We start from the raw sequence: 22,450 nt of genomic DNA, 5'->3' as shown, positions 1-22,450 counted from the left end.
GGTTGGGCGGGGGCAGGGGGTGGGGTTAGTGGGATAGGAGGCGGGTGAGGAGGGTGGCGCGGCGGGAGGGGCGGTCCGTGCGGTTCTCCGCCGCGTCGGCGGAGACCATCAGCCGCAGGGCCGCGTTCACGGCCAGCCAGCGCAGCGGCTCCGGCTCCCACTTCGGGGAGCGGTGGTTCACCCAGGGCAGGGCGGTCAGGTCCGTCCGTTCGCCCCGGATCAGGTCGGCCAGGGTCCGACCGGCGAGGTTGCTGGTGCCCACGCCGTCGCCGACGTAGCCGCCGGCCCAGGCCAGCCCGTCGGCCCGGTCGAAACCGACCGAGGCCGCCCAGTCCCGGGCCACCCCGAGCGGGCCGCCCCAGGTGTGGGTCACCGGCACGTCCGGGCCGAGCACCGGGAACAGTTCGCCGAGCGTACGGCGCAGTGCCGCGAAGACCGCCGGCTCCCGGTCATGGCCGGGGGAGATCCGGGAACCGAAGTGGTAGGGCGCGCCCCGGCCGCCGAAGGCGAGCCGGCCGTCGGCGGTGCGCTGGCCGTAGACGATGACGTGCCGGTGGTCGGAGAAGGTCTCCCGCTCGGCGAGGCCGATCCGCGCCCAGGTCGCGGCGGGCAGCGGCGCGGTGGCGACCATCAGCGAGTAGACCGGCGCGACGGTGCGGCGCTGCCCCGGCAGGCCGGGCGTGTAGCCCTCGGTGGCCCGCACCACCACCGGCGCGCGCACCGTGCCGGCCGGGGTCACCGCCGCACCGGGCCGGATCCGGGTCACCCGCGTGCCCTCGTGGATCGTCACCCCTCGGCGCTCCACCGCCCGGGCCAGCCCGCGCACCAACCGGGCCGGGTGCACCGCCGCGCAGTGCGGGGTGTACGTGCCGCCGCGTACCCCCTCGGCGGCGCAGCGGGCGGTGGCCTCGTCGGCGTCGAGCAGCGCCAGGTCCTCCGGCCCGAGCCCGTACGCCCGTGCCTCGGCGACGGCCGCGCGCGCCCGGTCGAGCTGGGGGGTGGTGCGGGCGAGCACCACCGTCCCGCCGTACGCCCAGTCGCAGTCGATGCCCTCGGCCGCGACGACCCGGCCGACCTCGGCGACGGTGGCGTGCATGGCGCGCTGCATGGCGATCGCGGCGTCCCGCCCGTGCCGGCGGGCCAGCGCGGGCAGCGAGGTGGGGAACAGCGCCGAGCACCAGCCCCCGTTGCGGCCGGACGCGCCGTAGCCGGCGACCTCTGCCTCCAGCACGGTGATCCGCAGCGTCGGGTCGGCGACGGCGAGGTAGTACGCCGTCCAGAGCCCGGTGTAGCCGGCCCCGACGATCACCACGTCCGCGTCGGCGTCGCCGGTCAGCGGCGGGCGCGGGGTCAGCGGCTCGTCCACGGTGGACAGCCAGTACGACAGGTCCTGGTAGCGCATCGGCCGCTCCGGGTGCGGAAACGGCCGGGTCGACCACGCGCCGCGGGGCGCGCGGCCGGCCCGGCCGGGTGGACGAGGGTTAGAGGCGCGCCCACGCCTCGGTGAGCACGGCGCGCAGGATCTGCTCGATCTCGTCGAACTGCTGCTGCTCGGCGATCAGCGGAGGCGCGAGCTGCACGACGGGGTCGCCCCGGTCGTCGGCGCGGCAGTAGAGCCCGGCGGAGAACAGCGCGGTGGAGAGGAAACCGCGCAGCAGCCGCTCGGACTCGGCCTCGTCGAAGGTCGCCCGGGTGGTCTTGTCCTTGACCAGCTCGATGCCGTAGAAATAGCCGTCGCCGCGCACGTCGCCGACGATCGGCAGGTCGTGCAGCTTCTCCAGGGTGGCGCGGAAGGCCGCCTCGTTGGCCCGGACGTGGCCGACCAGGTCCTCGCGGGCGAAGACCTCCAGGTTGGCCAGGGCCACCGCGCAGGAGACGGGGTGGCCGCCGAAGGTCACGCCGTGGGCGAACATGCCGGTCTCGGTCAGGAACGGCTCCATCAGCCGGTCGCTGGCGATCATCGCGCCGAGCGGGGCGTAGCCGGAGGTGATGCCCTTGGCGGTGGTGATGATGTCGGGCTGGTAGCCGTACCGGACGGCGCCGAAGTATTCGCCGAGCCGGCCCCAGGAACAGATCACCTCGTCGGAGACGAGCAGCACGTCGTACGCGTCGCAGATCTCCCGGACCCGCTCGAAGTAGCCGGGCGGCGGCGGGAAGCAGCCGCCGGAGTTCTGCACCGGCTCCAGGAACACGGCGGCGACCGTGTCCGGCCCCTCCCGCTCGATGGCCCGGCCGATCTCCTCGGCGGCCCAGCGGCCGAACGCCTCGGGGGAGTCGCCGTGCTCGGGGGCGCGGTAGAAGTTGGTGTTCGGCACCTTGATGCCGCCGGGCACCAGCGGCTCGAAGTCGCTCTTGATGCCGGGCAGGCCGGTGATCGACAGCGCGCCCATCGAGGTGCCGTGGTAGGCGATGTAGCGGCTGACCACCTTGTGCTTGTTCGGCCTGCCGGTGCGCTTGAAGTAGGCGCGGGCGAGCTTCCACGCCGCCTCGACCGCCTCGGAGCCGCCGGTGGTGAAGAAGACCCGGTTCAGGTCGCCGGGGGTGAGCGTGGCGATCCGCTCGGCCAGCTCGACGGCCTTCGGGTGGGCGTACGACCAGAGCGGGAAGTAGGCCAGCTCGCCCGCCTGCTTGGCGGCGGCCTCGGCCAGCTCGGTGCGCCCGTGGCCGGCGTTGACGACGAAGAGCCCCGCGAGGCCGTCCAGGTAGCGGCGGCCCTGGGCATCCCAGACGTACGCGCCCTCGCCGCGCACGATGGTCGGCACCTCGCCGGCGGAGTAGCTCGCCATCCGGGTGAAGTGCATCCAGAGGTGGTCGGTGGCGTCGGCCATGTCAGCCCCATCGGGTCTCGGGCCGGTCAGGGGTGACACCGGCCGCTCTGCCCACGGTTATCCCACAGTCCGGCGGCCAAAAGCAAGTGGGATCGGTGGTGTGTGGTCGATATGGCAACGGAATCAGCGAGTGGCCGCAGCGTGAACGACGGAATCCGTATCGCGAGGGTTGTGAGGTGAGCGGTCGGTGGGATCGCGTTGGACGGACGCTGTCGAGCTGCCCCGTCGGTGAGACCGTGTCGAGCTGCCCGTCGGTATGGCCGCGTCGAGCTGCCCCGTCGGTGTGGCCGCGTCGGGGGGGATCGCGGTGAGGTCGCGTCGAGGGCGTCGCGTTCGGGACACCTTCGGGGCACTTCGGCCGCGCTCGTGGCGCACCTGAGGTGGGCGGAACACATCCCACCGCGACACGCCGGTAGGCGGCGGACGCCGGCACTGAGCGTGGCTATCGTGCGCCGGAGCGTGAACCCGCGTGGAGGGAGGGTCCGATGGCCAACGAGGCACTGCGGGTGGCGATGGCCGCCAAGGGGGAGACCGTCGAGTCGCTGGCGGAGAAGGTCCGCGTCGACCCGAAGACGGCGGGGCGGTGGCTCACGTCGGGCCGGATCCCGCACCCCAGGACCCGGCTCGCGGTTGCGGAGGTGCTCGAGCGCGACGCCGCCGAACTGTGGCCCGAGCCGTTCCGCCGCCGCGACCTGCCCTGGTTCCGCCCCTGGGCCGAGCTGGAACAGGACGCCACCTCGATCCGCACCTACGAGCCGCTGGCTGTTCCGGGCCTGCTCCAGACGGAGGGCTACGCGCGGGCGATGCTCCGGGTCGGAGGGCTGCTGCCGCCGGCCGAGGTGGAGGAGGTGGTCGCCAGCCGGCTCGCCCGGCAGTCGGTGCTCTGCCGCGACTGCCCGCCCCAACTGGTCGTCGTGATCGACGAGGTCGTGGTGCGTCGGATGGTCGGCGACCGGGCGGTGATGCGCGGGCAGCTCGACCACCTGGTGGAGGTCGCCCAGTTGCCGCACGTGCAGGTGCGGGTCATCCCCGCTGACGGCCCGTGGCACACCGGGCTGTCAGGCTCCTTCGTCCTCGTTCGGCAGCCGGACGGGGTCGAAGTGGCCTATCTGGACAATCAGTTGCGTGGTCAGGTCGTGACCGAGAGCGCGGACGTTGCTAGCCTGGGCGCCAGGTGGGAGAGCGTCACCGGTGAGGCGTTCCCCCGCCGTCGGTCGATCGACCTGCTCCGAGAGGCGGCGAAGACATGGACCTGACCCACGCCCGCTGGCGCACCGCCACCCGCAGCACCAACAACGGCGGCAACTGTGTCGAGGTGGCCGACAACCTGCCCGGCCGGGTGCTGGTCCGGGACAGCAAGGACCGTGCGGGTGGCGTCCTCGCCTTCTCACCCGGGGCGTGGCGCAGCTTCGTCGGTCAGTTGCGGCAGGGCTGAGATGGCCGACGCCCGCTGGCGCACCGCCAGCCGCAGCACCAACAACGGCGGCGACTGTGTCGAGGTGGCCGACAACCTGCCCGGGCGAGTGCTGGTGCGGGACAGCAAGGACCGTGCCGGCGGCACCCTCAGCTTCGCGCCCGACTCCTGGCGGGCGTTCGTCGCGTCGGTCGGGCGCGGCGGGGGCGCCGGCTGAGGCCGACCGGCGCCTGAAGCTGGTCGGCGGCGAGCGGCTTGATCAGGCGGTGCCCCAGGTGTACGTCTGCTTGCGCAGCTTGAGATAGACGAACGCCTCGGTGGAGAGCACGCCCTCGACCGACCGCAGCCGCTGGAGGATCTCCAGCAGGTGGTCGTCGTTGCGGCAGACCACCTCGGTCAGCAGGTCGAACGAGCCCGCCGTGATCACCACGTAGTCGACCTCGTCCAGTTCGGCGAGGCGGTCGGCCACGGCCTCCAGGTCGCCGTTCGTACGCAGGCCGATCATGGCCTGGCGGGGGAAGCCGAGCTGGAGCGGGTCGGTCACCGCGACGATCTGCATCACCCCGGCGTCGAGCAGCCGCTGCACCCGCTGGCGCACCGCCGCCTCCGACAGCCCGACCGCCTTGCCGATGGTCGCGTACGGTCGGCGGCCGTCCTCCTGGAGCTGCTCGATGATCTGCTTCGCCACGTCGTCGAGCAGTGCGTGGCTGGCCCCCTCGCGGACGGTGACCCTGCGTCCGCCGTTGCCGTTGTCGTGCTGCCGGTTCGTCATCGACCGCTCCCCATGTCCGTGCCCGGGCTGAGCCTAGTGCCCCCGGGCAGTCTGGCGTATTTCGTCGTGCAGAGCTATTCCGGCAACGGAATCCCTTGTAAGGAAGGTCACCTCATGTCAGGATCAGTCGTCCACCGCACCTGACCCTCCCGCCGGCGCGCCACCCCCGTTCCCGCCGCCGACGATGACCCCTAGGAGTCGTCACATGCGTACTCCCTTTCGGCCCCTCACCCGGCGTGGACTCCTGACCGGCACCCTCGGCTCGGCCGCGCTGCTCGCCGCCGGCGGCTCGCTGGCCGGCTGCGGCACCAAGGCCGCCACCCAGACGGAGGCCGGCTGCGTCAGCGAGGACCTGTCCGCCACCGAGAAGAAGCTGGCCTTCTCCAACTGGCCGCAGTACATGGACGTGGACGAGAAGGACGAGTCCAAGCGGCCGACCCTCGACGCGTTCGTCGCCCAGAGCGGCATCCAGGTCGCCTACACCGAGGACGTCAACGACAACAACGAGTTCTTCGGCAAGGTGCAGAACCAGCTCGCGGGCTGTCAGGGCACCGGCCGGGACGTCATGGTCCTCACCGACTGGATGGCGGCGCGGATGATCCGCCTCGGCTGGGTCCAGAAGCTCGACAAGTCGAAGCTGCCCAACGTCGAGGCCAACCTGCTGCCGTCGCTGCGCAACCGGTCCTTCGACCCCGAGAACCAGCTCGCCATCCCGTGGCAGTCCGGCCTGGCCGGGCTGGCCTACAACGGCAAGGTGACCAAGGAGATCCGGACGGTCGACGAGCTGCTCACCCGCCCCGACCTCAAGGGCAAGGTGACGGCGCTGTCCGAGATGCGCGACACCATGGGCCTGCTGCTCCAGTCGAACGGCCACGACCCGGCGAACTTCACCGGCCCGCAGTTCGACGACGCGCTCAACAAGCTCAAGAAGGCCGTCGACTCCGGCCAGATCCGCCGGTTCACCGGCAACGACTACGCTCCGGACCTCGCCAAGGGCGACATCGCCGCGTGCATCGGCTGGTCCGGCGACGTCATCCAGCTCGGCTTCGAGGACGACAAGGTCAAGTTCGTGGTGCCCGAGTCGGGCGTGATGCTCTGGTCGGACAACGTCCTCGTGCCGAACAAGGCCACCCACAAGGGCAACGCCGAGCAGATCATCAACTACTACTACGACCCGGCGGTCGCCGCGAAGCTCGCCGCGTTCGTGAACTACATCTGCCCGGTCCAGGGCGCCAAGGCCGAGATGGAGAAGATCGACCCCGAGCTGGCCGCCAACCCGCTGATCTTCCCCGACGACACCATGCTGTCGAAGTCCAAGGTCTTCATGGCGCTGGACGAGAAGCAGGAACGCGAGTACGAGAACAAGTTCCAGCAGGTCATCGGGGCGTGAGCGGCATGGGCGCGGCGACTGTGGGGCGCGAGACACCGGCCGGCGACCTGCGGCTGGCCAACCTCACCAAGCGGTTCGGCATCTTCACCGCCGTGGACGACCTCAGCCTGACCATCCCGCAGGGCTCGTTCTTCGCCCTGCTCGGGGCGTCCGGCTGCGGCAAGACCACCACCCTGCGGATGATCGCCGGGCTGGAGGAACCGACCAGCGGGCAGGTGCTGCTCGGCGACCGGGACATCGCCCGGCTGCGCCCGTACAAGCGGCCGGTGAACACCGTGTTCCAGAGCTACGCGCTCTTCCCGCACCTGAACGTCTTCGAGAACGTGGCCTTCGGGCTGCGGCGGCGCGGCATCCGATCGGTCGACGAGCAGGTCAGGGGCATGCTCGCGCTGGTGCAGCTCGACGACTACGGCCACCGCCGTCCCGCCCAGCTCTCCGGCGGGCAGCAGCAGCGGGTCGCCCTGGCCCGCGCCCTGGTCAACCGCCCGCAGGTGCTGCTGCTCGACGAGCCGCTGGGCGCGCTCGACCTGAAGTTGCGCCGGCAGATGCAGATCGAGCTGAAGCGGATCCAGACCGAGGTCGGCATCACGTTCGTGCACGTCACCCACGACCAGGAGGAGGCCATGACGATGGCCGACACGGTCGCGGTGATGAACGCCGGGAAGATCGAGCAGCTCGGCGCACCCGCCGACATCTACGAGTTCCCGGCCACCGCGTTCGTGGCGAACTTCCTCGGCCAGTCCAACCTGCTCGCCGGCGAGGCCGCCGGTCCGGGCGGCGGCGAGGTGGCGGTCTCGGCGCACGGCAACCGCTTCTCGGTGCCCGCCGGCCGGGCCCGGGTCGACCGGGGGCCGGTCCACCTGGGCGTACGCCCGGAGAAGCTGCACCTGGTCGACTCCGTCGACCAGGTCCCCGCCGGGCACCAGCACGTCACCGGGTTGGTCACCGACGCCTCCTACGTCGGGGTCAGCACCCAGTACCTGCTGCGCACCGGCTGGGGCAGCGAGCTGTCGGTCTTCGTGGCCAACAGCGGCGTGACCGGCCCGCTGGCGGTGGGCAGCGAGGCGGTGGCGCACTGGGACCCGCGGCACGCCTTCCTGCTGCCCCGGGCGCCCGGCGAGCACGACCGGACCACGCCGGTCCTGGACGAGCCGGTGGGTGCGTCCTCGTGACGGCCCTCGCGCACATGCCCGGTTCGGGGCGGTCGGCGGCGCCCCCGCCGGCGCGCCGGTCCGGTCGGCACCGGTTCCTGCCGTACCTCCTCCTGCTGCCCGGCGCGGCGTGGCTGTTCCTCTTCTTCGCCGTGCCGCTGTTCCAGCTCGCCGCCGCCAGCCTCTACGACCCCGCCGGCTCGCTCGCCACCGGGTACGCGCTGACCTGGGCGGTCGGCAACTACCCGGACGCGCTCGCGGCGTACTGGCCGCAGTTCACCCGGTCCTTCGTCTACGCCGGCATCGCGCTGGTGCTGGCGCTGCTGATGGGCTACCCGCTGGCGTACGCGATCGCGCAGAAGGCCGGCCGGTGGAAGAACCTGCTGCTGGTCTGCGTGGTCGCGCCGATGTTCACCAGCTTCCTGGTGCGCACGCTGGCCTGGAAGACGATCCTGTCCGACAACGGCTGGGTCGTCGGGCTGCTGCGCGACGTGCACCTGCTCGCCCCCGACGGCCGGCTGCTCGCCACCCCGGTCGCGGTGGTGCTCGGCCTCACGTACAACTTCCTGCCCTTCCTGGTGCTGCCGCTGTACGCGAGCCTGGAGCGGCTGGACCACCGGCTGCTGGAGGCGGCGAGCGACCTCTACGCCAGCCCGCTGCGGGTGTTCCGCCGGGTCACGCTGCCGCTGTCCATGCCGGGCCTGGTCGCCGGCACGCTGCTGTTCTTCATCCCGGCCAGCGGCGACTACATCAACGCCGAACTGCTCGGCACCCCCAACGAGTACATGATCGGCAACGTCATCGACTCGGCGTTCCTGGTCCGGCTGGACTACCCGCAGGGCGCGGCGCTGTCCTTCCTGCTGATGGCGGCGATCCTCGCGGTCGTCTTCGTCTACCTGCGCCGGGCCGGCACGGAGGAGGTGCTGTGACCGTGGGACACCGCATCGGTCGCTGGCTCGCCGAGCGCTGGGTGATGGGCGTGGCGCTGCTGGTGCTCGGCTACCTCTTCCTGCCGATCGCCGTGGTCGCCGCCCTGTCCTTCAACCGCCCGTCCAGCCGCCTGTCGTACGACTTCAACGAGTTCACCCTCGACAACTGGCGCAACCCGTGCGCCACCTCCGACATGTGTGACGCGGTGGTGCGCAGCGTCCAGATCGGCTTCATCGCCACCGTGGTCGCCACGGTGCTCGGCACCCTGATGGCGTTCGCGCTGGTGCGGCACCGGTTCCGCGGCCGGTCCGGGATCAACGTGCTGATCTTCCTGCCGATGGCCACCCCCGAGCTGGTGATGGGCACCTCGCTGCTCGCTCTCTTCGTCTCCGCCGGGGTGCCGCAGGGCTTCTGGACCATCGTCATCGCGCACGTCATGTTCTGCGTGTCGTTCGTGGTGGTCACCGTCAAGGCGCGGCTGGCCGGGATGGACTCCCGACTGGAGGAGGCCGCGATGGACCTCTACGCCAGCGAGTGGCAGACCTTCCGGCTGGTCACCCTGCCGCTGGTGCTGCCCGGCATCGTGGCCGCCGCGCTGCTGGCGTTCTCGCTGTCGTTCGACGACTTCATCGTCACGAACTTCAACGCCGGCACCACCGTCACGTTCCCGATGTACGTCTGGGGCGCCGCCCAGCGGGGCATCCCGCCGCAGGTCAACGTCATCGGCACGGCGATGTTCGTGGTCGCGCTGCTGCTGGTGCTCGCCAGCACCCTGCGCGGCCGGCGGGCGAAGCGGCTGCCATGACGGCCCCGCCCATCGGCCGGGCGCTCGCCGACGCGGCGCCCGTGCCGTACTGGCTGGACCGCCCGGAACGCCCCGACCCGCTGTCGCCGCTGCACGGCGGCACCGACACCGACCTGCTGGTCGTCGGCGGCGGCTACAGCGGCCTCTGGACGGCGCTGCTCGCCAAGCAGGACGACCCCGGCCGGGACGTGCTGCTGGTGGAGGCGGGCACCTGCGGCTGGGCGGCGTCCGGGCGCAACGGCGGGTTCTGCGCCGCCTCGCTGACCCACGGCCTGGCCAACGGCGCCGAACGCTTCCCCGACGAGATCGACGTGCTGGACCGGCTCGGCCGGGACAACCTGGACGCCATCGCCGACACCGTGGCCGCGTACGGCATCGACTGCGAGTTCGAGCGCACCGGCGAGCTGTCCGTGGCGGTCGAGCCCCACCAGCTCGACGGGCTGGCCGCCGACGTCGACCTGGCCCGCCGGTTCGGCCACGACGTGCGGCTGCTCGACCGCGACGAGGTACGCGCCGAGGTGGACTCGCCGACGTACCTCGGCGGGCTGTGGGACCGCGACCGGGTGGCGATGCTGGACCCGGCGAAGCTGGCCTGGGGCCTGCGCCGCGCCTGCCTCGACTTCGGCGTGCGGATCCACGAGCACACCCGGGTCACCGGGCTGCGCCGCGACGGGGCCGCGCTGCGCGCCACCACCCGTGGCGGACCGTCCGGCGCCCCCGGGGCCGACGAGCCGGGGCCGGGCGGCCACGGCGCCCCCGGCTCGGTGCGTGCGCGGCGGGTCGTCCTCGCCACCAACGCGTTCCCGCCGCTGCTGCGCCGGCTGCGGGCCTGGCTGGTGCCGGTCTACGACTACGCGCTGACGACCGAGCCGTTGACCGCCGCGCAACGCGAATCGATCGGCTGGCGCAACCGGCAGGGGCTCGCCGACACCGGCAACCAGTTCCACTACTACCGGCTCACCGGCGACGGGCGGATCCTCTTCGGCGGCTACGACGCCGTCTACCACTACGGCAACCGGATGGCCCCCGAACTGGCCCAACGGCCGGCCACCTTCACCGCCCTCGCTCAGCACTTCTTCGCCACGTTCCCGCAGCTCGCCGACGTGCGCTTCAGCCACCGCTGGGGCGGCGTCATCGACACCTGCACCCGGTTCTGCCCGTTCTTCGGCACCGCGTACGACGGCCGGCTGGCGTACGCGGCCGGCTACACCGGCCTCGGCGTCGGCGCCACCCGGTTCGGCGCCCGCGTGGTGCTCGACCTGCTGGGCGGCGGGCAGACCCCGCTGACCCGGCTCGACCTGGTGCGCAGCAAGCCGCTGCCGTTCCCGCCGGAGCCGTTGCGGGCCACCGGCATCCACCTCACCCGCTGGTCCCTGGCCCGGGCCGACGCGCGAGCGGGACGGCGCAACCTCTGGCTCCGTACGCTCGATCGTCTTGGTTTGGGGTTTGATTCCTGATGCGGATCCTGCTCGTCGGCGCCGGTGGGGTCGGCTCCGCCGCCGTCGCCATCGCCGCCCGCCGCTCCTTCTTCGAGACCATGGTCGTCGCCGACCGCGACGCCGCCCGTGCGGCGCGGGCCGTGGCTGGCCACGGCGACCGTTTCGTTCCCGCCGCCGTCGACGCCTCCTCGGCGGACGCGGTCGCCGCGCTGTGCCGCGAGCACCGGATCAGCCACGTGCTCAACGCGGTCGACCCGCGTTTCGTCATGCCGATCTTCGACGGGGCGTTCGCGGCCGGCGCGGACTACCTCGACATGGCCATGTCGCTGTCCCGGCCGCACCCCGACCGGCCGTACGCCGAGACCGGGGTCAAGCTCGGCGACGACCAGTTCGCCGCCGCCGACCGCTGGTCGGCCGCCGGCCGGCTGGCGCTGTGCGGCATCGGCGTCGAGCCGGGCCTGTCGGACGTCTTCGCCCGCTACGCCGCCGACGAGCTGTTCGCCGAGATCGACGAGATCGGGGTACGCGACGGCGGCAACCTCACCGTCGACGGCTACGACTTCGCGCCGTCGTTCTCCATCTGGACCACGATCGAGGAGTGCCTCAACCCGCCGGTGATCTGGGAGGCCGGCCGCGGCTGGTACACCACCCCGCCGTTCTCGGAGCCGGAGGTGTTCGACTTCCCCGAGGGCATCGGCCCGGTCGAGTGCGTCAACGTCGAGCACGAGGAGGTGCTGCTGATCCCGCGCTGGGTCGCGGCGAAGCGGGTCACCTTCAAGTACGGCCTCGGCAACGAGTTCATCGAGGTCCTCAGGACCCTGCACAAGCTCGGCCTCGACGCGGCGTCCCCGGTGCGGGTGAGCGGCGTGACCGTCGCGCCCCGCGACGTCGTGGCGGCCTGCCTGCCCGACCCGGCGACCCTGGGCGACCGGATGCGCGGCAGGACCTGCGCCGGCACCTGGGTGCGTGGCAGGGCGCGCGGCGGCGGGCCGCGCGAGGTCTACCTCTACCACGTCGTCGACAACGAGTGGTCCATGGCGGAGTACGGCCACCAGGCCGTCGTCTGGCAGACCGCCGTGAACCCGGTCGTCGCCCTGGAACTGCTCGCCACCGGCGCGTGGTCCGGGTCGGGGGTGATCGGCCCGGAGGCGCTGCCCCCGCGCCCCTTCCTCGATCTGCTCACCGGTTACGGCTCACCCTGGGGGATGCAGGAGCGATGACCCGCTACGGCCCGATGTTCGGCCCCGACGTCACCTTCCTCGGCGTCGACCGTTGTGCCCTCGACGACCCGTCGTCCTTCGCCGACGCCGACGTCGTGATCGTCGGCGCGCCCTTCGACGGCGGCACCTCGCACCGGCCGGGCACCCGGTTCGGCCCGTCCGCCATCCGGCAGGCCTGCTACCTGCCGCACGACGGCTCCCGCCCCTCTCTCGCGCTGCGCGTCGACGCGCTGCGCGACCTGCGGGTGTACGACGCCGGCGACGTCGAGATGTTCTCCGGCGACATCGAGCGGTCCCTGGCCGCCCTGGAGTCGGCGGTTTTCGCGGTCGCCTCGGCCGGGGCGATCCCCGTCGTGCTCGGCGGCGACCACTCCATCGCGCTGCCCGACGCGACCGGTGTCGCCCGCCACCACGGGCTGGGCCGGGTGTCGCTGGTGCACTTCGACGCGCACGCCGACACCGGGGACATCGAGTTCGGCAGCCTGCACGGGCACGGCCAGCCGATGCGCCGGCTCATCGAGTCCGGCGCCGTACGCGGCGACCGGTTCCTCCAGATCGGCCTGCGCGGCTACTGGCCCGGCCCTTCCGTGCTGTCCTGGATGGCGGAGCAGCGGATGCGGTCGTACGAGATGACCGAGCTGGTCGCCCGAGGCCTGGACGAGTGCCTGACGGAGGCGTTCGGGATCGCGGTGGACGAGTGCGAGGGGGTCTTCCTCTCCGTCGACGTGGACGTGGTCGACCCGGGCATGGCACCCGGCACGGGCACCCCGGAACCCGGCGGGCTGACCTCCCGGCAACTGCTCGACGCGGTGCGGCGCTGCTGCTACGAGCTGCCGGTCGTCGGCGTCGACGTGGTCGAGGTCGCCCCGCCGTACGACCACGCCGACATCACCGCGTACCTGGGCAACCGGGTGGTGCTGGAGGCGCTGTCGGCGATCGCCCGCCGCCGCCGCGACGCCGCCGGCCACCCGCCCTGGACCCCGACCCAACCCCTTCTCGACTCCCGCTGATCGCAGATCACCCCGTCCGGACGCCAGGGAGCCTGTTTAGTTCGAGCTATAGTTGCATCATGAGTGCTCTGGCCGGGGGGCATTGGTCCGTGCGGGTCACCGGCGAGGTCCGGCAGTGGCTCCGGGAGCTTCGGCGTACCGAGCCGGATACGTACCGGAGCGTGAGCGTGGCCGTCGACATGCTCGCGGAGGTCGGGCCCGGGCTGGGGCGTCCGCTGGTCGACACGCTGCGGGGTAGCGCCATCAGTAATCTCAAGGAGTTGCGTCCCAGGTCGGGACGGGACGTCGCGGTCCGGGTGCTGTTCGTCTTCGATCCCTGGTCACAGGCCGTCCTGCTCGTGGCAGGCAACAAGGCGCACAACTGGACGCGCTGGTACCACGACCACATTCCACTGGCGGAGGTCGCTTACAAGGCTTGGCTCGACCACGAGCGCAGGCGAAGGGGGGAGTCGTGACCGAGTTCCACGACTGGGAAGACGTCCGTGACGAGCTTCGTGACGACGAGACGGAGCACGAGAGGGAGCGGGCGCGTACCGAAGCGTGGGTGAGCGCGTTCCACCTGGCTGAGGAGCGTAAGCGACTGGGGCTGACCCAGCGCCAGGTGGCCGAACTGATGGGCGTCACCCCGGGACGGGTCAGTCAGATCGAGAACGGTCACCTCGATGTCAACGAGGTCGCCACGCTGAGCCGTTACGCCGCGGCCCTGGGCGCTCGGCTCCGCATCATCTTCGACTACGGCAACGACCTGCGGCAGATCGCCTGACCCCCCGCCTCCCGACCCGACCCGACGGCGCCGGGTCCCCCGGGCGGATGACCCGGGGGACCGGTGTGCGTGCGGACGTCGCCTCAGGATCAGGCGCCGCCACTGAGTCGTACCGGCTCGGTGGTTTCCGCGACGGCGGTGGTGTCGACGACGAGCCGGGCGCTGGCGGTGGCCTGGCCGCCACGGAACGCGCCGTTGCTGGCCGGGACCGTCGCCGTCCACGTGCCGGAGCTGGTGTCGTCGGTGCACTCCGGGATCTCGGTGAAGGCCGAGCCGGTCACCGTGGATACCCGACCGACGCGCTGACTGATGTTGACCTCGATGAAGGCGAAGCCCCTCGCGTCACCGCAGTCGTAGGTGCCGCTGATGGTGGCGGTGCCCGACTGGGCGTCGAAGGTGCCGACCGGGTCGACCGTGATCGCCGCGCTCTGGGCGAGTGCGGTGCCCGGCGAGACGCCGAGCGTCGCCGCGGTGGCGAGGCACGCAACGAGGGCGAGTCTCCCGAGTTGTCTGACGGATCGCATCTCCTGCCTCCTGTCCGTCTGCGCTGGTCAGTGCCCCTTGCCGGCCCCTCCGCCAGCCATTGCACCACCGTTTGCAGATCAGGAGGTGGCCGGATTTCGGACACAGCGAGCACCGTAGATGGATGACCATGCTTGCGGCGTTGTTCCCTGCCTCGTTGGGCGATATGCCGGTGAGGCGGGAATGTGCCTCACCGGCATATCGGCTCACGATGGCGCCAGACATGGCGGGCGGTCAGCGGAAGGCTGCGGCGTGGGTGTGGGCCCAGGTGGCGAACGGGCGGGGCGGGCGGCCGGGCATCCGCTCGACGGTGTCGGTGACCGGGTGCGCCACCAGGGGCGGGTTGCCGTGTCAGGACGCGAGCAGGTCGACCAGCTCGTCGTCGTAGCCCGCCTGCCGCCACCGGTCGCGGGCCTGGCCGCTCCCCGTCGAGGGTGCAGGAGGGCCCCTCGCCGCGACGGCGAGGGGCCCTTGGGTGGCGGCCCGACGGGCCGTCCGTTCCGGAGACCTAGAGGGTCAGGGTCCAGGTGTCGATGTAGCCGGTGTCGCCGGAGGCGGCGTCCTGGACGCGCAGGGTCCAGTTGCCGTTACGGGTCTCCGAGGAGAGGTTGACCGTGTAGGTCTGGTTGATGTTGTCGGTGGAGCTGCCGCTGCGGTTGTGCAGGGTGTAGGCGCTGCCGTCCGGAGCGACGAGGCTGACGACCAGGTCCCCGATGTAGGTGTGCACGATCTGCACCGCGACCTTGCTGCTGGACGAGGCGGTGCCGGTGCAGCCGCTGATCGCGACGGTGCTGGTGGCCGTCGCGTTGTCACCGACGGTCACGTTGGTGCCGTTGGTGCCGGTGCACTGCTGCGTGCCGGAGCCGCCCAGGTTGAGCGTCCAGCTGTTCAGGTAGCCGGTGTCGCCGGCGCCGGCGTCCTGGACGCGCAGCTTCCAGGTGCCGTTGGCGACCTCGGCGGACAGGTTGACGGTGTAGGTCTGCTTGATGTTGTCGGCGGAGCCGCCACCGCGGTTGTGCAGGGTGTAGGCGCTGCCGTCCGGGGCGACGAGGCTGACGACGAGGTCACCGATGTAGGTGTGCACCAGGTCCACGGCGACCGTGCTGGTGGCGCCCGCGTTGCCCGTGCAGCCCGCGATGGTGATGGTGCTCTCCACCGTGGCGTTGTCCCGGATCGTCACGTCGGTGCCGTTGGTCTGGGTGCAGCCGGTGGTCGGCGGGGGCGTGGTGCCGCCGTCGCCGAGGTTGAGCAGCTTGTTGGGCGAGCCGGTGCCGGGGCTGGTCACCACGTTGCCGGTGGCGTCGGCGACGAGCTTGTCGCGCACCTGCTGCGGGGTGAACGACGGGTTGGCGGCGAGCACGAGCGCGGCGGCGCCGACCACGTGCGGGGTGGCCATCGAGGTGCCGCTGATGGTGTTCGTGGCGGTGTTGCTGGTGTGCCAGGCCGAGGTGATCGAGCTGCCGGGGGCGAAGATGTCCAGGCAGGTGCCGATGTTGGAGAACGACGAGCGGGCGTCGGTGTTGGTGGTCGAGCCGACGGTGATCCCGGCGGGGGTGCTGGCCGGCGAGCTGTCGCAGGCGTCGGCCCCGTAGTCGTTCCCGGCCGCGAGGCCGTAGCTGACGCCGTCGGCGATGGAACGGGCCACCGCGTCGTTGAGGGCCTGGCTGAAGCCGCCGCCGAGGCTCATGTTGGCCACCGCGAGCTGGCCGGCGGCGTGGTCGCCGGTCACCCAGTCGACGCCCTGGATGACGCCGGCGTCAGTGCCGCTGCCCTGGCAGTCGAGCACCCGGACGCCGACGAGGGTGACGCCCTTGGCCACGCCGTAGGCGCTGCCGCCGACCGTGCCGGCCACGTGGGTGCCGTGCCCGTTGCAGTCGTCGGCGCTGCCGCCGTCGATCGAGTCGAACCCGGTGACGGCCCGGCCGCCGAAGTCGCCGTGGCCGAACCGGATCCCGGTGTCGATGATGTACGCCTTCACGCCCGAGCCGGTGTTCGGGTAGGTGTACGAGTTGTTCAGCGGCAGCGCGCGCTGGTCGAGCCGGTCCAGGCCCCAGGACGGCGTGGGGCTCTGCGTACCGCTGATCCGCACGGTGTGGTTCTGCTGGACGTAGCTGATCGACGGGTCGGCGGCGAGCCGCTTGGCCTCGGCCTCGGACATCCGGGCCTCGAAACCGCGCAGCGCGTTCTGGTACGTCCGGTTGACCGCGCCGCCGTGCCGGCCGGCGAGGTCGCGCGCCCGCTTCGTGACGTCGGCCCGTCCCACGGTGGCGTCCTTGAACACGACGATGTACGACTCGTCGACGGCGGTGGGGCCGCCTGCCAGGAGGATCTGCCCCTCGGCGGGGGCGGCCGTCGCGGGTGCGCCGAACGCCACGGCGGTGGCGACGGCGGCGGTCATCACGCCGAGACGCCAGCGGCGCGCGGCAAGGTGGGGAAGTGTCATCCCTCGGGTGTTCCTCTCGCTCCACGACGGCGGTCCCGCCATCGATCGCAGTTGATCAAAGTGAGCAAGAGCGTAGATCGTTCGCAGCGCGATGTGTAGATCTATCGATGTTTGGTTACTCGGGGGAAACAAAGATAGGGGTGGGTGCGGCGCCGCCTCGCGCCCGCGCCGCTACGTGCCGAAAGCCTCGTCCAGGATGTCCAGCCCTCGACGCAACTCTGTGTCGGAGATCACCAGCGGCGGCAGGAAGCGCAGCACGTTGCCGTACGTGCCGCAGGTGAGGGTGAGCAGGCTGGCGGCGTGACAGGCCGCCGAGACCGCCGCCGTGGCGACCGGGTCGGGCGTCAGGCTGCCCGGCCGGACGATCTCCACGGCGAGCATCGCGCCCCGGCCACGTACCTCGGCGATGCGGGGATCGCGGTCCGCCACGGCCCGCAGGCGCGCCGTCATCGCCGCGTCGATCCGGCGGGCCGCCCCCGCCAGGTCCAGCTCGTGCATGGTCGCGATCGACGCGAGCGCCGCCGCGCAGGCGATCGGATTCCCGCCGTACGTGCCGCCGAGCCCGCCGACGTGCACCGCGTCCATCAGGTCGGCCCGACCGGTGACCGCGGCCAGCGGCAGGCCGCCGGCGATGCCCTTGGCCAGGGTGACCAGGTCCGGCTCCACGCCCTCGTGCTGGCAGGCGAACCAGTCGCCGGTGCGGCAGAACCCGGTCTGGATCTCGTCGGCCACGAACACCACCCCGGCCGCCGTCGCCCACTCCCGCAGCGCCGGCAGGAATCCCGGCGCCGGTACGACGAACCCGCCCTCGCCCTGGATCGGCTCGATCAGCAGCGCGGCGACGTTCTCCGCGCCGACCTGCTTCTCGATCGTCTCGATCGCGCGGGCCGCGGCGGTCGACCCGTCCAGCCCGCCGTCGCGCAGCGGGTACGACATCGGCACCCGGTAGATCTCCCCGGCGAACGGCCCGAACCGGTGCTTGTACGGCATGTTCTTCGCGGTCAGCGCCATGGTCAGGTTGGTCCGGCCGTGGTACGCGTGGTCGAACACCACCACCGCCGGCCGCCCGGTGGCGTGCCGGGCGATCTTCACGGCGTTCTCCACCGCCTCGGCGCCCGAGTTGAACAGCGCGGACCGCTTGTCGAACGCGCCCGGGGTGAGCGCGTTGAGCTGCTCGCAGACCGCCACGTACGCCTCGTAGGGGGCGACCATGAAGCAGGTGTGCGTGAAGCGCGCGACCTGCGCCCGCACCGCCTCGACCACGCGCGGCGCGGAGTTGCCGACGTTGGTGACGGCGATGCCGGCGGCGAAGTCGATCCACTCCCGGCCGTCGACGTCGACGATGGTGCCGCCCGACGCGCGGTCCACGTAGGACGTCATGGTGCTGCCGACGCCGCGGGCCACCGCCGCACCGCGCCGCTTGTGCAGTTCGTCGGAGGAGGCCATCGCGCTCAGCCCTCGATGTTGTGCATGACGTGCTTGATCCGGGTGTAGTCCTCCAGGCTGTAGACCGAGAGGTCCTTGCCGTGGCCAGAGTGCTTGAAACCGCCGTGCGGCATCTCCGAGACGAACGGGATGTGCGTGTTCACCCAGACACAGCCGAAGTCGAGCCGGCGGGTCATCCGCATCGCCCGGCCGTGGTCCTTCGTCCAGACCGAGGCCGACAGGCCGTATTCGACGCCGTTGGCCCAGCGCACGGCCTCGTCCTCGTCGGAGAACCGCTGCACGGTGATGACCGGCCCGAACACCTCGTCCTGGATGATCTCGTCGGACTGGCGCAGCCCGCTGACGACGGTCGGGGCATAGAAGTAGCCCCGCTCGCCGACCTGCGAGCCACCGGTCTCGACCCTCGCGTGGTCGAGCAGCCGGTCCACGAAGCCCCGCACCCGGGCCAGCTGGTTGGCGTTGTTGAGCGGGCCGTAGAGCACGTCCGCGTCGTCCGGCGCGCCGGTCTTCGTGTTGCGGGCCTGCTCGGCCAGCGCCGCCACGAAGTCGTCGTGGACGCCGGGGCCGGCGAGCACCCGCGTCGCCGCCGTGCAGTCCTGCCCGGCGTTGAAGTAGCCGCCGACCGCGATCGCCTCGGCCGCCGCCGCCACGTCCGCGTCGTCGAAGACCACCACCGGGGCCTTGCCGCCCAACTCCAGGTGGGTCCGCTTGAGGTCGGGGGCCGCGGCGGAGGCGACCTCCATGCCCGCGCGGGTCGAGCCGGTGATCGACACGAGCTGCGGGGTCGGGTGCGACACGAGCGTACGACCGGTGTCCCGGTCGCCGCAGACCACGTTGAACACCCCCGGCGGGAAGAACTCCGACGCGATCTCGGCCAGCAGCAGCGTCGACACCGGCGTGGTGTCCGACGGCTTGAGCACCACCGTGTTGCCGGCGGCCAGGGCCGGGGCGATCTTCCAGACCGCCATCATCAGCGGGTAGTTCCACGGGGTGACCTGCGCGCAGACGCCGATCGGCTCGCGCCGCACGTACGACGTGTGCCCCGCCATGTACTCGCCGGCCGAGCGCCCCTCCAGCATCCGGGCCGCCCCGGCGAAGAAGCGGAACTGGTCGACCGCCGGCGGCAGCTCCTCCTCGGCGGTGAGCTGACGCGGCTTGCCGGTGTTGCGTACCTCGGCGTCGACCAGCTCGGCGGCGCGGGCCTCGACCGCGTCGGCGAGCCGGAGCAGCGCCTTCTGCCGCTCGGCCGGGGTCGTGTCCCGCCAGGTCTCGAAGGCGTCGGCGGCGGCCCGCATCGCCGCGTCCACGTCCCCGGGCCCGGACACCGGGGCCTGCGCGAAGACCTCTCCGGTGCACGGGTCGACCAGGTCGGCGTAGCCGCCGTCGGTCGGCTCGACGTAGTCGCCGTTGACGAAGTTGCGCAGCTGCTGCTGGTCACTCATGACGGGCTCACTCCGAGAGGGGGTGGTCTGCGGCGGTTATCGCAATCTGACTGCCATCTTGGCCACTGAATTCGCGGCAGACAAGGGTTGACGCGACTGTTTCCGTGGACGGGTTGGTCGTCTACGCTGCTCCACGTGGAGTCCGCAGCCTTCTATGTCGCCTCCCGCCCCGCCCACGGCGAGGGCGAGCTGACCGTCCACCACCCTTACGACGGGCGCGCCGTCGGTCGTACCACCCTCGCCACCGCCGCCCAGGTCGAAGCTGCCGTCGCGGCAGCCGCCGGGGTGGCCGCGACGGCCGCGGCCCTGCCCGCGCACGCCCGCGCGGCGGCCCTGGACCACGTGTCCCGGCGGCTCGCCGAGCGGGCCGACGAGATCGCGCGGCTCATCACCGCCGAGAACGGCAAGCCGCTCAAGTGGGCGCGGGCCGAGGTGGGCCGGGCCGTCTCCACCTTCCGCTGGGCGGCCGAGGAGGCGCGGCGGTTCTCCGGCGAGCTGCAACGCCTCGACACCGACCCCGCCGCCAGCGGGCGGATCGCCCTGGTCCGGCGGGTGCCGAAGGGGCCGGTGCTCGGCATCGCGCCGTTCAACTTCCCGCTCAACCTCGTCGCGCACAAGGTCGCCCCGGCCATCGCGGTCGGCGCCCCGATCGTCGTCAAGCCCGCCCCCGCCACCCCGCTGTCCGCGCTGCTGCTGGGCGAGCTGCTCGCCGAGACCGACCTGCCGGAGGGGATGTTCTCGGTGCTGCCGCTGCCCAACGAGCGCGCCGCCGAGCTGGTCGCCGACCCCCGGCTGCCGGTGGTGTCGTTCACCGGCTCCGGGCCGGTCGGCGCGGCGATCCGCCGGTCGGTGCCCGACAAGCACGTCACCCTGGAGCTGGGCGGCAACGCCGCCGCCGTGATCTGCGAGGACTGGAACACCGACGAGGACCTGACCTTCGCCGCGCACCGCACAGCGACGTTCTCCAACTACCAGGCCGGGCAGTCGTGCATCGCCGTGCAGCGGGTCTACGTGCACGAATGGCTCTACGACGCGTTCCTGCCCCGGCTGGTCGCGGCCGTGCAGGAGCTGCGCACGGGCGACCCGTCCGACGAGCTGACCGACGTCGGCCCGCTGGTGTCCGAGGAGGCCGCCCGCCGCGTCGAGGCGTGGGTGGACGAGGCGGTCACGGCCGGCGCCACCATCGAGGTGGGCGGCCGGCGCGAAGGCGCCACCTACCCGCCGACCGTGCTCACCGGAGTGCCGGCGGACGCCAAGGTCTGCACCGAGGAGGTCTTCGGGCCGGTGCTGGTGGTCGCCCCCGTCGAGCACGACCAGGCCGCGTTCGCCGCCGTCAACGACTCGGCGTACGGGTTGCAGGCGGGCGTCTTCACCCACCGCCTGGACGTCGCCTTCGCCGCGCACCGCGCCCTGGAGGTCGGCGGGGTCATCGTCGGCGACGTGCCGTCGTACCGGGCCGACCAGATGCCGTACGGCGGGGTCAAGGGCAGCGGCGTCGGGCGCGAGGGACTGCGCAGCGCGATGGAGGACTACACCGACCCGCGCGTCATGGTGCTGACCGGGGTGACTTTGTAGCTCACCAGGTGCCGTCGTCGCGGACGCGGGCCGGGGCACGGCCGAGCAGCAGGGTGGTCAGCGCGGCGTCGACGTCCGCGCCGAGGAACCACTCGCCGGCCTGGTCCAACGCGAACACCCGACCCCGCTCGTCGACAGCGAGGATGCTGTCACCGTGCTCGGACCCCATGGGGAAGAGCCGCACCCCGAGGACGGCGGCGAAATCGGCCAGCGTGTCGGCCGAGTGCGCGCTCCGGAGCGGATTGGTCGTGAACCGACTGATCCACACCTCCTCGCCGGGGCCCCGGCGACTGCTCACGACGGCGGGGAAGGCGGTCAGCGCCCGCTCCGCCGCCGGGAACGGCTCGTGGCGGTGTCGCTGGCCGGTGACCTCGCACGTCTCGCGCATCGCCCCGGCGGCCAGGGCCGGATTGAACTCGCTGTCCTCCCAGCCAGCCTCCATCAACGCGTCCGCGACCGCAGGTGGAAAGCGGTCCGGATGATGCGGGCGCTGTGGCTCCGGATGCCATTCGGCGGTGAAGGCCAGCTCCGACCAGGGCAACACGTTGAAGTGCACCAGGAAGTTGAGACACGAGTCGCAGGCACGCTCGGCCCTGCCGCCGTACGGGTCGCCCGACTCGCGCACCCGGAAGACCTCGAAGCGGGCACCGCCCAGCAGCGTCTCCGCGTCGGTCATATCCAGTGGGGCGATGCCCTCGGCGGCACGGCGGTGATCGAAGTCGTGCAGGACGTCCGAGACGACGATCAGCTCGGCGTGCCGGTCGCCCCCGCGCGCCAGGTGGCCGGCGGGCAGCTCGTCCAAATAGGCGCGGACCAGCGGATGGTGGTGCAGCTCGACGTCGCCCTTGGCCCCCTGCGTGCGGAACAGCCGGCCCTCCACGGTCAGGTGCGCCGCCGTGCCGGGGGTCGGTAGCCGGCGGATCTCGCGGAGCAGTTGGCTCGCCGGATCGACCGTGCGCGGCGCGCCAGGACCCTCCGCCCGGCTCGTGCGGTACATCTGCTCGACGATCTCCACCGGCACGCGCGGCCAGGTGGTCACCTCACCGGTCTGCTTGTCCACCACGGTGGTCGGCAGCTCGCCCGGCACCGTCCTCGCGTCAACGGACACAGTGGACGTGATCACGTAACCGAGTTCGAACTCGTCGACCGTCGGGCGGCACTCGTGTCCCAGCCGCTGCGACTCGCGGCGGGCCCACACGGCAGCGAGTTGCTCGGCCTGCTGGCGGTCGATCACCGGCTCGAAACTACCGGACCGTTCGGAGAATCGGTGATTCTCTTCCTGCTTCGTAGGTCCGTGCCC

21 protein-coding genes are annotated in these 22,450 nt (G+C 72.1%); 13 read left to right on the top strand and 8 right to left on the bottom strand.

The window, feature by feature from the left end; all coding sequences use genetic code 11:
* Positions 1 to 25: 25 nt before the first annotated feature.
* Both ACZ6O2_RS02910 and ACZ6O2_RS02905 read right to left on the bottom strand, forming a co-directional pair.
* Positions 26 to 1,402: an NAD(P)/FAD-dependent oxidoreductase gene (locus ACZ6O2_RS02910; RefSeq protein WP_466021812.1), complete on the bottom strand. Its 1,377-nt coding sequence runs from the start codon at positions 1,400 to 1,402 to the stop codon at positions 26 to 28.
* Positions 1,403 to 1,481: 79 nt separating this feature from the next.
* Positions 1,482 to 2,828: an aspartate aminotransferase family protein gene (locus tag ACZ6O2_RS02905; protein WP_350703251.1), complete on the bottom strand. Its 1,347-nt coding sequence runs from the start codon at positions 2,826 to 2,828 to the stop codon at positions 1,482 to 1,484.
* A 485-nt stretch (positions 2,829 to 3,313) separates the two neighbouring features.
* On the opposite strand from ACZ6O2_RS02905, the gene ACZ6O2_RS02900 reads away from it, so the two are divergent.
* The 3 genes from ACZ6O2_RS02900 to ACZ6O2_RS02890 are packed head-to-tail and all read left to right on the top strand — an operon-like array spanning position 3,314 to position 4,459.
* Positions 3,314 to 4,084 (top strand): helix-turn-helix domain-containing protein, encoded by a 771-nt coding sequence (locus ACZ6O2_RS02900; protein ID WP_466021811.1) that lies wholly within the window; start codon positions 3,314 to 3,316, stop codon positions 4,082 to 4,084.
* The gene (locus ACZ6O2_RS02895) at positions 4,075 to 4,263 is read left to right on the top strand and encodes a DUF397 domain-containing protein (RefSeq protein WP_466021810.1); all 189 of its coding nucleotides are present in this window, start codon (positions 4,075 to 4,077) and stop codon (positions 4,261 to 4,263) included. Before ACZ6O2_RS02900 ends, ACZ6O2_RS02895 begins: the two co-directional genes overlap by 10 nt.
* 1 nt (position 4,264) lies before the next feature.
* On the top strand, positions 4,265 to 4,459 hold the full coding sequence (locus ACZ6O2_RS02890; protein WP_466021809.1) for a DUF397 domain-containing protein: 195 nt from the start codon (positions 4,265 to 4,267) through the stop codon (positions 4,457 to 4,459).
* Between the two features lie 42 nt (positions 4,460 to 4,501).
* On the opposite strand, the gene ACZ6O2_RS02885 is transcribed toward ACZ6O2_RS02890, so the two are convergent.
* Positions 4,502 to 5,014 carry an Lrp/AsnC family transcriptional regulator gene (locus tag ACZ6O2_RS02885; RefSeq protein ID WP_350703245.1) on the bottom strand — a complete coding sequence of 171 codons (513 nt, stop codon included), beginning with the start codon at positions 5,012 to 5,014 and terminating at the stop codon, positions 4,502 to 4,504.
* Positions 5,015 to 5,219: 205 nt separating this feature from the next.
* Between ACZ6O2_RS02885 and ACZ6O2_RS02880 the strand changes: the two genes are divergently transcribed.
* The 9 genes from ACZ6O2_RS02880 to ACZ6O2_RS02840 all read left to right on the top strand — a co-directional run bounded on the left by ACZ6O2_RS02880 (position 5,220) and on the right by ACZ6O2_RS02840 (position 13,722).
* Complete coding sequence (locus ACZ6O2_RS02880) at positions 5,220 to 6,404, top strand: polyamine ABC transporter substrate-binding protein (RefSeq protein WP_466021808.1); 1,185 nt, start codon at positions 5,220 to 5,222, stop codon at positions 6,402 to 6,404.
* Positions 6,405 to 6,409: 5 nt separating this feature from the next.
* Positions 6,410 to 7,576, top strand: a complete 1,167-nt coding sequence (locus ACZ6O2_RS02875; protein WP_466021807.1) for an ABC transporter ATP-binding protein — start codon at positions 6,410 to 6,412, stop codon at positions 7,574 to 7,576.
* Positions 7,573 to 8,484 carry an ABC transporter permease gene (locus ACZ6O2_RS02870; protein ID WP_350703240.1) on the top strand — a complete coding sequence of 304 codons (912 nt, stop codon included), beginning with the start codon at positions 7,573 to 7,575 and terminating at the stop codon, positions 8,482 to 8,484. Before ACZ6O2_RS02875 ends, ACZ6O2_RS02870 begins: the two co-directional genes overlap by 4 nt.
* Entirely contained in the window at positions 8,481 to 9,290 is an 810-nt protein-coding gene (locus ACZ6O2_RS02865) for an ABC transporter permease (RefSeq protein WP_466021806.1), read from the top strand. The genes ACZ6O2_RS02870 and ACZ6O2_RS02865 overlap by 4 nt, the downstream gene beginning before the upstream one ends.
* Positions 9,287 to 10,747 (top strand): NAD(P)/FAD-dependent oxidoreductase, encoded by a 1,461-nt coding sequence (locus ACZ6O2_RS02860; protein WP_466021805.1) that lies wholly within the window; start codon positions 9,287 to 9,289, stop codon positions 10,745 to 10,747. The genes ACZ6O2_RS02865 and ACZ6O2_RS02860 overlap by 4 nt, the downstream gene beginning before the upstream one ends.
* Positions 10,747 to 11,949 (top strand): saccharopine dehydrogenase family protein, encoded by a 1,203-nt coding sequence (locus ACZ6O2_RS02855; protein ID WP_466021804.1) that lies wholly within the window; start codon positions 10,747 to 10,749, stop codon positions 11,947 to 11,949. The genes ACZ6O2_RS02860 and ACZ6O2_RS02855 overlap by 1 nt, the downstream gene beginning before the upstream one ends.
* Positions 11,946 to 12,959 carry an agmatinase gene (speB, locus tag ACZ6O2_RS02850; protein WP_357455228.1) on the top strand — a complete coding sequence of 338 codons (1,014 nt, stop codon included), beginning with the start codon at positions 11,946 to 11,948 and terminating at the stop codon, positions 12,957 to 12,959. Before ACZ6O2_RS02855 ends, speB begins: the two co-directional genes overlap by 4 nt.
* 68 nt (positions 12,960 to 13,027) lie before the next feature.
* Positions 13,028 to 13,414: a type II toxin-antitoxin system RelE/ParE family toxin gene (locus tag ACZ6O2_RS02845; RefSeq protein ID WP_466021980.1), complete on the top strand. Its 387-nt coding sequence runs from the start codon at positions 13,028 to 13,030 to the stop codon at positions 13,412 to 13,414.
* A complete protein-coding gene (locus tag ACZ6O2_RS02840; protein ID WP_466021803.1) occupies positions 13,411 to 13,722 on the top strand; it encodes a helix-turn-helix domain-containing protein in 312 nt (103 codons plus the stop codon). Before ACZ6O2_RS02845 ends, ACZ6O2_RS02840 begins: the two co-directional genes overlap by 4 nt.
* A gap of 89 nt (positions 13,723 to 13,811) precedes the next feature.
* On the opposite strand, the gene ACZ6O2_RS02835 is transcribed toward ACZ6O2_RS02840, so the two are convergent.
* The 4 genes from ACZ6O2_RS02835 to ACZ6O2_RS02820 all read right to left on the bottom strand — a co-directional run bounded on the left by ACZ6O2_RS02835 (position 13,812) and on the right by ACZ6O2_RS02820 (position 19,575).
* Entirely contained in the window at positions 13,812 to 14,246 is a 435-nt protein-coding gene (locus ACZ6O2_RS02835; RefSeq protein ID WP_466021802.1) for a DUF6299 family protein, read from the bottom strand.
* A 506-nt stretch (positions 14,247 to 14,752) separates the two neighbouring features.
* Positions 14,753 to 16,687 carry a proprotein convertase P-domain-containing protein gene (locus tag ACZ6O2_RS02830; protein WP_466021801.1) on the bottom strand — a complete coding sequence of 645 codons (1,935 nt, stop codon included), beginning with the start codon at positions 16,685 to 16,687 and terminating at the stop codon, positions 14,753 to 14,755.
* Positions 16,688 to 16,858: 171 nt separating this feature from the next.
* Positions 16,859 to 18,133, bottom strand: coding sequence for a 4-aminobutyrate--2-oxoglutarate transaminase (gene gabT / locus ACZ6O2_RS02825; RefSeq protein ID WP_466021800.1), 1,275 nt, complete (start codon positions 18,131 to 18,133; stop codon positions 16,859 to 16,861).
* A 5-nt stretch (positions 18,134 to 18,138) separates the two neighbouring features.
* Positions 18,139 to 19,575 (bottom strand): gamma-aminobutyraldehyde dehydrogenase, encoded by a 1,437-nt coding sequence (locus ACZ6O2_RS02820; protein ID WP_466021799.1) that lies wholly within the window; start codon positions 19,573 to 19,575, stop codon positions 18,139 to 18,141.
* Between the two features lie 135 nt (positions 19,576 to 19,710).
* Here ACZ6O2_RS02820 and ACZ6O2_RS02815 point away from each other — a divergent pair, with 135 nt between their 5' ends.
* The gene (locus tag ACZ6O2_RS02815) at positions 19,711 to 21,150 is read left to right on the top strand and encodes an aldehyde dehydrogenase family protein (protein WP_466021798.1); all 1,440 of its coding nucleotides are present in this window, start codon (positions 19,711 to 19,713) and stop codon (positions 21,148 to 21,150) included.
* A 1-nt stretch (position 21,151) separates the two neighbouring features.
* Here the strand turns inward: ACZ6O2_RS02815 and ACZ6O2_RS02810 are convergent, their stop codons facing one another.
* The gene (locus tag ACZ6O2_RS02810; protein WP_466021797.1) at positions 21,152 to 22,384 is read right to left on the bottom strand and encodes an SUKH-3 domain-containing protein; all 1,233 of its coding nucleotides are present in this window, start codon (positions 22,382 to 22,384) and stop codon (positions 21,152 to 21,154) included.
* Between the last annotated feature and the right edge of the window lie 66 nt (positions 22,385 to 22,450).

This window comes from Micromonospora sp. NPDC048040, from assembly GCF_055587185.1.
The sequence above is the reverse complement of the archived record's forward strand: the minus strand, read 5'-3'. Positions and strand labels throughout refer to the sequence as shown.

What these genes read in the sequence shown, in the direction of transcription:
- ACZ6O2_RS02885 (WP_350703245.1), bottom strand. Translation starts at nt 5,014, where the DNA reads ATGACGAACCGGCAGCACGACAACGGCAACGGCGGACGCAGGGTCACC.
- ACZ6O2_RS02855 (WP_466021804.1), top strand. Translation starts at nt 10,747, where the DNA reads ATGCGGATCCTGCTCGTCGGCGCCGGTGGGGTCGGCTCCGCCGCCGTC.
- ACZ6O2_RS02835 (WP_466021802.1), bottom strand. Translation starts at nt 14,246, where the DNA reads ATGCGATCCGTCAGACAACTCGGGAGACTCGCCCTCGTTGCGTGCCTC.
- ACZ6O2_RS02905 (WP_350703251.1), bottom strand. Translation starts at nt 2,828, where the DNA reads ATGGCCGACGCCACCGACCACCTCTGGATGCACTTCACCCGGATGGCG.
- ACZ6O2_RS02880 (WP_466021808.1), top strand. Translation starts at nt 5,220, where the DNA reads ATGCGTACTCCCTTTCGGCCCCTCACCCGGCGTGGACTCCTGACCGGC.
- ACZ6O2_RS02875 (WP_466021807.1), top strand. Translation starts at nt 6,410, where the DNA reads ATGGGCGCGGCGACTGTGGGGCGCGAGACACCGGCCGGCGACCTGCGG.
- ACZ6O2_RS02820 (WP_466021799.1), bottom strand. Translation starts at nt 19,575, where the DNA reads ATGAGTGACCAGCAGCAGCTGCGCAACTTCGTCAACGGCGACTACGTC.
- ACZ6O2_RS02830 (WP_466021801.1), bottom strand. Translation starts at nt 16,687, where the DNA reads ATGACACTTCCCCACCTTGCCGCGCGCCGCTGGCGTCTCGGCGTGATG.
- ACZ6O2_RS02860 (WP_466021805.1), top strand. Translation starts at nt 9,287, where the DNA reads ATGACGGCCCCGCCCATCGGCCGGGCGCTCGCCGACGCGGCGCCCGTG.
- ACZ6O2_RS02900 (WP_466021811.1), top strand. Translation starts at nt 3,314, where the DNA reads ATGGCCAACGAGGCACTGCGGGTGGCGATGGCCGCCAAGGGGGAGACC.
- ACZ6O2_RS02895 (WP_466021810.1), top strand. Translation starts at nt 4,075, where the DNA reads ATGGACCTGACCCACGCCCGCTGGCGCACCGCCACCCGCAGCACCAAC.
- gabT (WP_466021800.1), bottom strand. Translation starts at nt 18,133, where the DNA reads ATGGCCTCCTCCGACGAACTGCACAAGCGGCGCGGTGCGGCGGTGGCC.
- ACZ6O2_RS02890 (WP_466021809.1), top strand. Translation starts at nt 4,265, where the DNA reads ATGGCCGACGCCCGCTGGCGCACCGCCAGCCGCAGCACCAACAACGGC.
- ACZ6O2_RS02910 (WP_466021812.1), bottom strand. Translation starts at nt 1,402, where the DNA reads ATGCGCTACCAGGACCTGTCGTACTGGCTGTCCACCGTGGACGAGCCG.
- speB (WP_357455228.1), top strand. Translation starts at nt 11,946, where the DNA reads ATGACCCGCTACGGCCCGATGTTCGGCCCCGACGTCACCTTCCTCGGC.